Origin of the sequence: Moorena sp. SIO3H5, from assembly GCF_010692395.1 — a bacterium.
Classification (GTDB): Bacteria; Cyanobacteriota; Cyanobacteriia; order Cyanobacteriales; family Coleofasciculaceae; genus Moorena.
Genome location: NZ_JAAHHS010000278.1, coordinates 1 through 10,277, shown reverse-complemented (window position 1 = coordinate 10,277; position 10,277 = coordinate 1). Strand labels below are relative to the sequence as shown.

Annotated in this window: 7 protein-coding genes; 6 read left to right on the top strand and 1 reads right to left on the bottom strand. The window is 43.0% G+C overall.

The annotated features are described in order from the left end of the window. On the top strand, positions 1-416 hold a 416-nt coding region (locus F6K52_RS24975; protein WP_293084394.1), incomplete at its 5' end, for a response regulator transcription factor. Between the two features lie 213 nt (positions 417-629). Here the strand turns inward: F6K52_RS24975 and F6K52_RS24970 are convergent. Then, a complete protein-coding gene (locus F6K52_RS24970) occupies positions 630-4,220 on the bottom strand; it encodes an NB-ARC domain-containing protein (RefSeq protein ID WP_293084392.1) in 3,591 nt (1,196 codons plus the stop codon). A 654-nt stretch (positions 4,221-4,874) separates the two neighbouring features. Between F6K52_RS24970 and F6K52_RS24965 the strand changes: the two genes are divergently transcribed. From F6K52_RS24965 to F6K52_RS24945, 5 genes are all read left to right on the top strand, one after another. Beyond that, positions 4,875-5,663, top strand: coding sequence for a 2-amino-3,7-dideoxy-D-threo-hept-6-ulosonate synthase (locus F6K52_RS24965; RefSeq protein ID WP_293084389.1), 789 nt, complete (start codon positions 4,875-4,877; stop codon positions 5,661-5,663). After that, positions 5,663-6,775 carry a 3-dehydroquinate synthase II family protein gene (locus F6K52_RS24960; RefSeq protein ID WP_293084386.1) on the top strand — a complete coding sequence of 371 codons (1,113 nt, stop codon included), beginning with the start codon at positions 5,663-5,665 and terminating at the stop codon, positions 6,773-6,775. The genes F6K52_RS24965 and F6K52_RS24960 overlap by 1 nt, the downstream gene beginning before the upstream one ends. Before the next feature lie 234 nt (positions 6,776-7,009). Then, complete coding sequence (locus tag F6K52_RS24955; protein ID WP_293084383.1) at positions 7,010-7,303, top strand: hypothetical protein; 294 nt, start codon at positions 7,010-7,012, stop codon at positions 7,301-7,303. A gap of 88 nt (positions 7,304-7,391) precedes the next feature. Beyond that, the gene (locus F6K52_RS24950) at positions 7,392-9,089 is read left to right on the top strand and encodes a class I adenylate-forming enzyme family protein (RefSeq protein WP_293084380.1); all 1,698 of its coding nucleotides are present in this window, start codon (positions 7,392-7,394) and stop codon (positions 9,087-9,089) included. 57 nt (positions 9,090-9,146) lie between these two features. Continuing rightward, positions 9,147-10,166 (top strand): methyltransferase, encoded by a 1,020-nt coding sequence (locus F6K52_RS24945; RefSeq protein ID WP_293084377.1) that lies wholly within the window; start codon positions 9,147-9,149, stop codon positions 10,164-10,166. Positions 10,167-10,277 lie beyond the last annotated feature (111 nt).

Sequence of the window (10,277 nt, the reverse complement as noted above, 5' to 3'; positions counted from 1 at the left end):
TCTGGATTCGGATTCTAGTCTTAACGACCTTTGACAATGATGACTATGTGTTCCAGTCTCTTCAGGCTGGGGCATTGGGCTATTTGCTTAAAAGCACTCCAGCCCCTAAGGTGGCAGCGGCCATTCGCAGTTTGCATCAGGGATACAGCCAATTAGGTCCTACCATCGCTCCGAAGGTGTTTTCTCAACTGAATAATACCCAACCTGAACGGGAAAAAACAGATTATCATGCTCAATTCAATCAGCGGGAACTAGAGATCCTGAAGCTGTTGGGACAAGGTAAAAGCAATCGAGAAATTGCAGCCGCCCTTAATCTGACCCAAGGCACGATTAAAAATCATCTAACTAATATTTTCTGTGAGTTGGATGTTCGCGATCGCACTCAGGCTGCCCTCTGGGCTCATCAGCATCTTTAATGTGCATGATATTAAACTATTTTATAACAATTCTACAACTTGTGAGGTACAAATATCTAGGTTAATGGGAGCATGGAGCATGGAGCAGGGAGCAGGGAGCAGGGAGCAGGAAGCAGGTAAGAGAGAAGAGGCAACAGCCAATAGTCAAACAATTATGTGTACCTCATGAGTCCTATAAACGCTATAGATTAGGACGTTAACTGAACAGCAAAATCAACTCTCAATACGAAAATTTTCGATTGCGATCGCACCCAACTGTTTCAGGGTTGCTTTCTGTGCCTCAGTTAATCCTGTCACTCCATTGATATTCATGGCTTCGTAGAGTCTCGGAGCTCTGAGAATTTTCAGGCACTTCCCGGTCTTAGTGTCCCAAAGCCTCACCGTTTGGTCTTGAGAGCCACTAGCAATAATTTGACCATCCTCACTAAAGGCAACAGAAGAGATTAGATGGGTATGTCCGGTGCAAGTGTGGCGGCATTCCCCTGTGGAAACATCCCACACCTTGACAGTTTGGTCGTGAGAGCCGGTAGCGATAGTTTTGCCATCGGGACTGAATGCCACGGAAAAGACCCAATTGTTGTGACCGCGTAATAGTTTAGAGCATTCACCCGTACTCAAATCCCAGAGGCGTATTGTTTCGTCTGTACTACAACTGGCCAGGATAGTATCGTTAGGGCTAAAAGCGACGGATTTGACCCGTTTACCATGTCCCTGTAAAATTTTAAAGCATTCCCCTGTGCTGACATCCCACAGCCTCACCGTTTTGTCTGTATTGCTACTCGCCAAGGTTTTACCATCACTACTAAAAGCCACTGACCAGATCGGATTAGTATGTCCTTCCAAAGTCCTGACGCAGTGACCAGTACGCTGATCCCAAAGCCTAACAGTTTGGTCAGCACTGCCACTGGCTAGGGTTTTTCCATCACCGCTGAAAGTGACCGAATAGATCCAATCAGTATGTCCGTGCAAAATCTTTAAGCATTCTCCCGTATTGATATCCCACAGCCTGATTGTTTCGTCTCTACTGCTACTAGCTACGGTTTTACCGTCACTACTAAAAGCCACTGAACAGACGTGAGCAGTATGTCCGTGCAAAATACTGATACAGCGATCGCTATGATAATCCCATAGTCTGACTGTATGGTCGTTACTGCCACTAGCCAAGGTTTTCCCATCAGGACTGAAAGCCACTGGAAATACCCAATCAGTACTTCCCTGCCAAGTTTTCAAGCATTGACCAGTGCCCCAATCCCAAAGTCTGACAGTTTGATCTAAACTCACACAGACTAGGGTGTTACCTTGAGGGCTAAACGCCACAGAAAAGATCTGATTAGTATGTCCATGCAAGGTTCTCAGGCAAATACCAGTGTGGTAATCCCATAACCTGACAGTATGGTCGCCACTACCAGTAGCTAGGGTTGTGCCGTCAGTGCTAAACGCCACTGAGTAGACTCCACTACTATGTCCGGTGTGACTACTAACACAGCTACCAGTGCTAGCATCCCAAAGTCTTACAGTGTGGTCATTACTGCCACTGGCTAGGGTTTTGCCGTCAGTGCTAAACGCCACTGAGCGTACTCCACTGGTATGTCCAGTACAAGTTCTAAGCCAACTACCAGTGCTAGCATCCCAGAGTCTGACAGTGTGGTCATCACTGCCACTGGCTAGGGTTTTGCCATCAGTACAAAAAGCCACTGATCTCACAGAACCGGTATGTCCAGTAAAGGTGTTAAGGCATTGACCCGTGTCACCATCCCAGAGTATTACGGTGTTGTCGCTACTACCACTAATCAGGGTATTACCTTGAGGATTAAAAGCAACTGAGAACACTTGATTAGTATGTCCAGTAAAAGTTTGCAAGCAGCTGCCATCACTGACTTGCCATAACTTGACGGTATGGTCAGCACTACTACTGGCTAAGGTTTTACCATCCCCACTAAACGCAACAGAGCGTACCCAATTAGTGTGACCCTCACAGATTACCAGTAATTTACCAGTTTGCACATGCCATAGGCGAATCTCAAAATTTGTATCAGAGATTGCCAACATCCTCCCATCTGGACTAAATGCTGCCGATAACATATTCCCTAGGGTTTCAGTAAACACTGAGCCAGCCAAGTCACAGCCAGCGAAATTGACATTATGTAATGTCAGTCCCTGTAGGTTGGCTTGCCAAACTGTCAGACCAGAAAAGTCATAGCCGTTTAAATCAAGCTGTAATTGACTCAGTAAATTAATAGTATTACCACTGACATATCCCATCTGGAGAGTAGATTTTTTAACCCCAGGAGTCGGGGCGCGGAGCATTGAGAGGATTTCCAGGAGATGATTTTCCAGCTGTTTTGTAGAACCAAAACTAGAGAGTAATTTCTCAATAATCGGTTCTAGAATCAGACAGACTTGAGCATCCCGAACATAGTCAGGGGCGCTGGCTTTGACTAGGCAGTGAGTGCGGAAGATAGCGATATTTTGACTAATAATCTCTTCAGGAATCTGCTTGATGAGTCGATTAATCATGTATTCCATGACTACAGGTTGTTGGGTAAACCCAGTTGAAGTTTTCTCAATCAATGACCGCCGTTGTAGAGACCCTACAGCTTCTAAAATATCAGTAGCGCATAGGTAGCATACAAAGTCTTCTTGCAGTTCTTCAAGAGAAATGGGTTCCCGATTGATAGCTAGCCAGTACATCAGTTCCTTTTCTGTGGAGGTAAGGCGCTGAAAGTGCCGATCTAGTAAATCCCGAATATCATCAAAAATGAATGATCCTTCTTTTAAAAAATCCAGAAACTGAGCAATATTGCTATCAAAAAAGTCTCTGACTGCACAGGCTACCATCTTTAAGGCTAAAGGATTTCCGGCATAACGCTCAATTAGGGTCATCCATTCCGTGTCATCCCCAATAAAATTTCCCTTTTCCTTAATGATTTCCTGTCCATGGGTTTCTGGTAAACCTTTGAGTGGGAAGCAGCGAACGGGTAAGGCTTCCCCCTCCAGAATGCTCAAGTCTTGAGGTGGCTCTCGGGAAGTCATCACTAGGCAGCTGTTGTGGGAAGTTTCCCCAATAGTTCTGAGTAGCTCACCGTATCCAGCATATCCCTCTCGATAGCCACCGGTGCGAGAACCACTTTCGAGAATCGATTCGGTATTATCAAGAACCAGCAGGCAACGCGCCGTCTGTAAATACTGAATCAATCGCAAAATTTTGCCATCCACAGAGGAAGGTAAATTCGTTTCCTGCTGCACAGACAGAAATTGAATCATGTCTGCCAGGACTTCCTCTAGGGGCGGAGCATTGCGTAGACTGCGCCAAATCACAAACTCAAATTTATCCTGTAGCAGATGGGCTAACTTCACAGCCAAGGTAGTTTTGCCAATTCCCCCCATCCCTAGAAGTGCCACCAGGCAGCAGTTGTCCTGTAGAATCCATTCCTGTAGAGTATTCAGTTCCTGCATCCGACCGTAGAAACTCCTCGGTTCTGGAGCTCCACCCCAATCAAGATGTCCAATTCCAGCCAGAGCAGTTGTCGATAGGGCTGTTAGCTCCATCTGATCTATCTCAAACTGGTCTATCTCAAACTGATCCGGCTCAACTACCTTTTCCCAATGAACGCCTACAGCACTACAAATGGCCATGAAGGTGTCAGTACGAATTGAGTGTCTCCCCCAAAACCGGTTTAAGGTTGCCTTAGAGGTAAATGCGCTAGTATACCAAGCTACCGCTGTTTTGTTCCATCTTTTCTGACGTCTAGCTTGGTCTACTAATTTAAGTCCTGATTCAGATGCTCGCACGGAATTCATCATAACTCCACTATCTTGCTTTGCTTAACCCCCAATCCATAAGGTAGATCGCTATGGGTCTATCCCTAATCCAGCCATCACTATACCTAACTCTTTAATTTATGGGTGACCAAAAAGGCAGGCAATGTAGAAATGTTATGGAAAGTTATGGAATTAGTTAGGGAACAGGGAGTCTTAGGGAAACATGAGAAAAATCTGAGAAACACAGCATAACTGAAACGACTGAGACAAAAACTGAGACAAACCTGTTTAAATTTTAGGCCAGCAGAGCTGGTTGTAAAGCTAAAGTTTCCTACTCCCGACTCCCTCGGTGCCCTTGACCCGTAATTAAATTACCGTGATTGTCGCAACGCTCCCTACTCCCTGTTCCCTTTGCTATAAGAGTTATCTTGTTGAGTTAAACCTGAGCCAAATCTAAGAAATTCCTGAGATTACTCTAAAAAAAAACTAGGCAACTCACCTGAGTTTCAGTTACTAAGACAAAAACTGAGGCAAAAACTGAGACTTTCGGTTTGTGAGTGTCAGGCACGATAGAAATATCGAGATTGAGCTAAGTGCCATGAAACACTAAAAGTTAGTTTTCCAACACTTAGTTCGATAGGAATCTAAGATTTTGGAAAACACCACATCATGTAATCGAGTCAAAAGGAGTCTCTTATGTCTCTTGGTAAAAATTATCGTTTGGCAAGAATTCTCAAAGGATTAGACAACTATTTTATAGTTCCAATTGACCATGGGTTTACACTGGGTCCGGTTAATGGTCTGGCAAAAGTTCATCAATTTATCAGATCGTTACCGGAGAAAACCATTAGTGCAATTGTTGCTCATCAAGGGATAGCTCGGGCAATCCATCCAGGTTTAATTCAGAAAGATATATCGTTAATTTTGCATCTTTCTGGGTCAACTAACCTATCTCCCGATCCATCTTCCAAACATCTAGTCAGTAGTGTTGAACAAGCCATTAAGCTTGGTGCAGATGGAGTTTCAATTCACGTTAATCTTGGGGCAAACGATGAATACCGTATGCTCAAAGATTTCAGCCAAATCTCAGCAGTCTGTCATCAATGGGGTATGCCATTGCTAGCAATGGTTTATGCACGAGGAGAGAAGATTAAAAATGAGTACGATGCAGATGCGATCGCTCACTCAACCAGATTGGCCTGGGAGCTAGGAGCAGATATTGTCAAGGTCAACTACACTGGCGATGTTCAATCCTTCAGACAAGTTGTTAATGCCGTTGACATCCCCGTTATCGTTGCCGGAGGAGCAAAGAGCAATGCAGATAACTCGATCTTATCGATGATCAAAGATGCCATCAGGGCTGGCGGTAAAGGCGTTGCTGTTGGTAGAAATATATTTCAACACAGTAATCCCTCATTCATTTCTCAAGAAATTGCCAAAGTTATCAGTAATCCCTATCAGTTTACTATCAAGGAGGTAGCGTAATGAAATTATCTTGGTTAGACCTAAGAAGCTTTAATGATGTTGACTATAAAGCGCTGTGTGGATCTCTAAATTCTGATATCAATGGAGTGGTGGTTGATTCATCAAGTCCAGTCATGGATTGTAATGACTCTGTCTCTCGCATTGCTTTTGTAGACAGCCCAGAAGAAGCAGAAGGATGTATCCAAAAGGCCGATATCTTACTGTTTGATCATTCCTGGTATTCTGAAATAACTACTCAACCAGAAACCTACAAATCTAAAGCAGAAATTGGATTTTTTATTCATGTTATAGACGACGAGACCTTACAAACTGCTTGTAAGATAGCTAGACAAGAAAAATGGGCTGTCATCTATTTTAAAGACCCCACAAAAATTCCTCTGGAGATCGTTTTAGCCTCAGCAGACAACACGGATGGGCAAATAATTACCGTTGTCAAAGATATTGAGGAAGCAGAAATTGTCCTGGGGGTCTTAGAAAAAGGGTCACATGGGGTCATGCTAACCCCTAACGGGATTATCGATGCCAGGGAGCTTGGGCAGCTGTGTCGTAAGGCCAACAATTTGGAAGTTTCACTGGAAGAACTTGAAGTCACCAAAATTTCCCATATTGGAATGGGAGAACGGGCTTGTGTAGATACTTGTTCTAACTTTGCCAAAGATGAAGGTATACTCATTGGTTCTTATTCCCAAGGAATGATTTTAGTTAGCAGCGAGACCCATCCACTGCCCTACATGCCAACTCGTCCTTTCCGAGTCAATGCTGGTGCTATACATTCTTATTTAGTGTCTAGTGTTAGTCAAACTAATTATCTTAGTGAGCTGAGTTCAGGACACAAAGTATTAGGGGTAAATTGTGATGGCAAGGCACGAGAAATAGTTGTAGGCAGGATGAAGATAGAAGTTCGTCCCCTACTCAGTATCGATGCAGTGTCTCAATCGGGAATTCCAGTAAATGTGATTGTCCAAGACGATTGGCATGTAAGAGTTCTTGGACCTGGTGGTAAAGTCCTGAATGTCACAGAATTGAAGCCTGGTGATAAGCTGCTTGGTCATACTGCGCCCAGTGGACGCCATGTTGGGCTTCCAGTGAAAGAGTCTTGTCTGGAAAAGTAAATAATATAGCGCTACGCACAAGGCAAGAGGCAAAAGGCAAAAGGCAAAAGTTGTATAAAACAGCTTTTCAGCTTGTATCAATGTCAAACACTTTAATGCGTAGTGCTATATCAGATCCGGGAGTATCGATTACCAAAGAAACAACGACAAATAACACTATCGCCCACAACCGGACACGATATCACTTCCTTGAAAACAATCAACATGTATTAGCAAGTAAGAGGGGATTTAAGAATGAGTAAATTACTGAGCTTAAATGACTATCAGCCAAAAGACTATAAGCCCAAACAAAATACGCAGACTGAATCGACTTTAGGTTTTAAAGACAAATCCATTGAGACTAACTCAAGTAACCTTGAGGTAGAATCCGACTCTCAAATTTGGGTGAAAGCCCCTGATATCCCTAACTCGATTCATTGTGAAGAAGCTCTTATTTTAGGTCGGGAATCTGAGAATACCTGGCTAGCTTGGATTCCCGATTATGGTGAGATTATTTTGTCTGATAGTGAACTTGCAAATTTGATTTGAATTGTCAAAAAAAAATCGGCATTATCGCAATTACATTATCTGTTAGGTAGTATCAATTATATTTCGACACCACTTTGGATTTAACCTCATGAACATTAACCCAACTATTTTGCCATTGTACCAAAGACTTAAGTTATTCCTTGCCAAGCCATTAGGATGTGGTAACTTTCTCCAGTACTCTGTTGCTAATAATCCATATCGAAACAATGATTTTTTGTTTTTAGAAAAACCTTTTAAAACATTCACAGGGGAGACCATCAACAGTTTTAGTTTATCTTCCTTAAAAAATGTTGTGGATAACTATGCCTCTTGGTACAGGAAATCTGGTGTTCGTGAGAATGATCCTGTTGCTATCTATTTAGACGATGGAATCGGTTACTTTATCCATTACTTAGCACTAAACAACCTCGGTGCTATTCCAGTTTTGGTAAACGGTCGTATGGATGCTGATATTGCTGCTGACTTTATCAGTCGTGTTGGTGCCATTGGTTTATATTCTGATCAGAAGCACCTCGATAGTATTAGTGGCTATGTCAAAACTAATGACTCATTAAAGTTTATTGCCACAGATGTCAACCATACATCTGTCCAGAGCTCAAAAATACAGCTTCCCCAGTGGTATCCATATTCTCCTACAGATTCTCATCCAATTATGATCTGTCATTCCTCTGGTACTACTGGAAAGCCTAAGCCAGTGATATTTGGGCATCAACAGTTTTTCTTTGGCAAACGCATTCGGCTGCTAAATTTTCCAGCTAGTCAAACCGATAAGTTTTTGTTTGCCTTACCTAGTTCACATTCGGCGGGAATTAGCTACTTTATGACAGTAACCTTACTGGGGTTACCCACTATGGTTTTGTCAGATTTATCTGGGAATAATGCTATTACTCAAGCTAAAAAACTTAAACCGACTATAGTAGCAGCTTTTCCACAAACCTATGCCGATATGGCTTCCCAGGCTTTAGAAAAAGACCAATTGAGTTCTGTAAAAATGTGGATTAATACGGGAGATGCTGCCCATGAAGCTCATATCAGGACTCTGGTAAATGCCGGGAATTCTCAATCAGTCTTTATTGATGGTCTAGGTGCTTCAGAACTCGGCATGGCTTTGTTTAATAAAGTCTCTAGTCGCCAGACAAGCTTGTATAATCGATATATGGGTAAGCCACGCAGTTTTGTCAAAGCTGTAGTGTTAGATGAGGAGGGAAATCTACTGCCACCCTATCAGGTAGGTTTCCTAGGTATTAAATCTCCAACTATTACACCAGGCTATTGGAATGATTCTAACCGCACCCTTAAAAGTTATAAACAAGGGTACTGGATTAGTGGGGATTTGGCTTATTATGATCAGGAAAATAAATTTTTTCACGTGGATCGTGCGGTTGATGCGATTCAGTGCGCTAGGGGCTTAGTCAATACCTTACCCATCGAGGAATTAATTTTGAAGAACAACTCAGCTGTTGCTGATTGTACAATAATTGGTGTCCCTAAAGAAAAAGGCTTGGATGGTTTGGTGGCTTTTATCAAGCTGAAAGCGCCAGAAAATATTACAGCATCAGCTCTGATTACTGCTATAAATAAACAGCTATTGGATAACAACTTTGAACCATTGTCTTTTTTAGAAATCGTCACTAATCTTCCTGTAGGGTCAACAGGAAAAGTCTTGAAAAGAAAGCTTCGCGATCAATATCAGGATATCCTAATTTGTGCTGAGCATAACTTAGAGGGTAAAGGGCTTCATGATTTTGCTTATGCACAGCAAACAAAAGTTCCAGTTAGGTCTTAATTTGTTGATAATTCACTGAACATTTTTTACTAAATTAAACTAGAAGGAGACTAGTCAATGGCAGAGATTAATAAACAGCTGGTACCGGAAAAACTATTAGAATTGGGGTTGGCTTTTTCGGCATCTAAGACATTCTTAAGTGCAGTGGAACTGGGAGTATTTACTCAACTGGCTCAGAGTTCTATGACTGCTGCTGAATTGACTGAAAAACTAGGACTTCATCCCCGTAGCGCGCGAGATTTTTTGGATGCACTGGTTGCCTTAAAAGTGTTAGACCGTTCTAATCACCGTTACAGTAACACTCCTGAAAGTGATTTGTTTCTTGACCGCTCCAAGGCTTCCTATATCGGTGGTTGCCTAGAAATGTGCAACAGCCGTCTCTATGGATTTTGGGGTTCATTAACAGAAGGGTTACAGACCGGTCAACCCCAGAATGAAGCCAAAAATGGAGAAGACTTCTTCGGCACCCTTTACGGGGACCCCGCCCGCCTAAAAATCTTTCTCGAAGCAATGTCTGGGATCAGTATGGGAGTCGCTAAGGCGATCGCTGATAAATTTCCATGGGAGAAGTTTCAGACCTTTATCGATATCGGCACCGCTCAAGGGCAGTTACCAGTAACGATTGCCCTAAGTCACGACCATTTACAAGGAGGTGGGTTCGACTTGCCAGTGGTTCGCCCAATTTACGAGGAATATGTGGCTTCCAGAGGACTTAGCCAGCGATTAAACTTCCATGGTGGTGACTTTTTCCAGGATATGCTGCCTAGTGCTGATGTTTTGGTGATGGGACACATCCTCCATGACTGGAATCTAGAAGAAAAGCACCTGTTAATTGCTAAAGCCTACGAAGCACTCCCGACCGGTGGGGCATTGATTGTCTACGACGCACTAATTGACGATCAGCGCTGCCAGAACAAGTTTGGGTTACTCATGAGCCTAAATATGCTGATCGAAACCTTTGGGGGTTTTGACTATACAGGAGCAGACTGCTGTGCTTGGATGGACAAAGTAGGATTTAAAGACACTTACACTAAACCTCTTGTAGGAGCTTACTCAATGGCAGTAGGCATCAAATAATCAAATTACAGGTTAGCAGGTTGAAGGTTAGCAGGTTGAAGGTTAGCAGGTTAGCAGGTTAGCAGGTTGAAGGTTACAGGTTACAGGTTACTAGGTTACTAGGTTACCAGA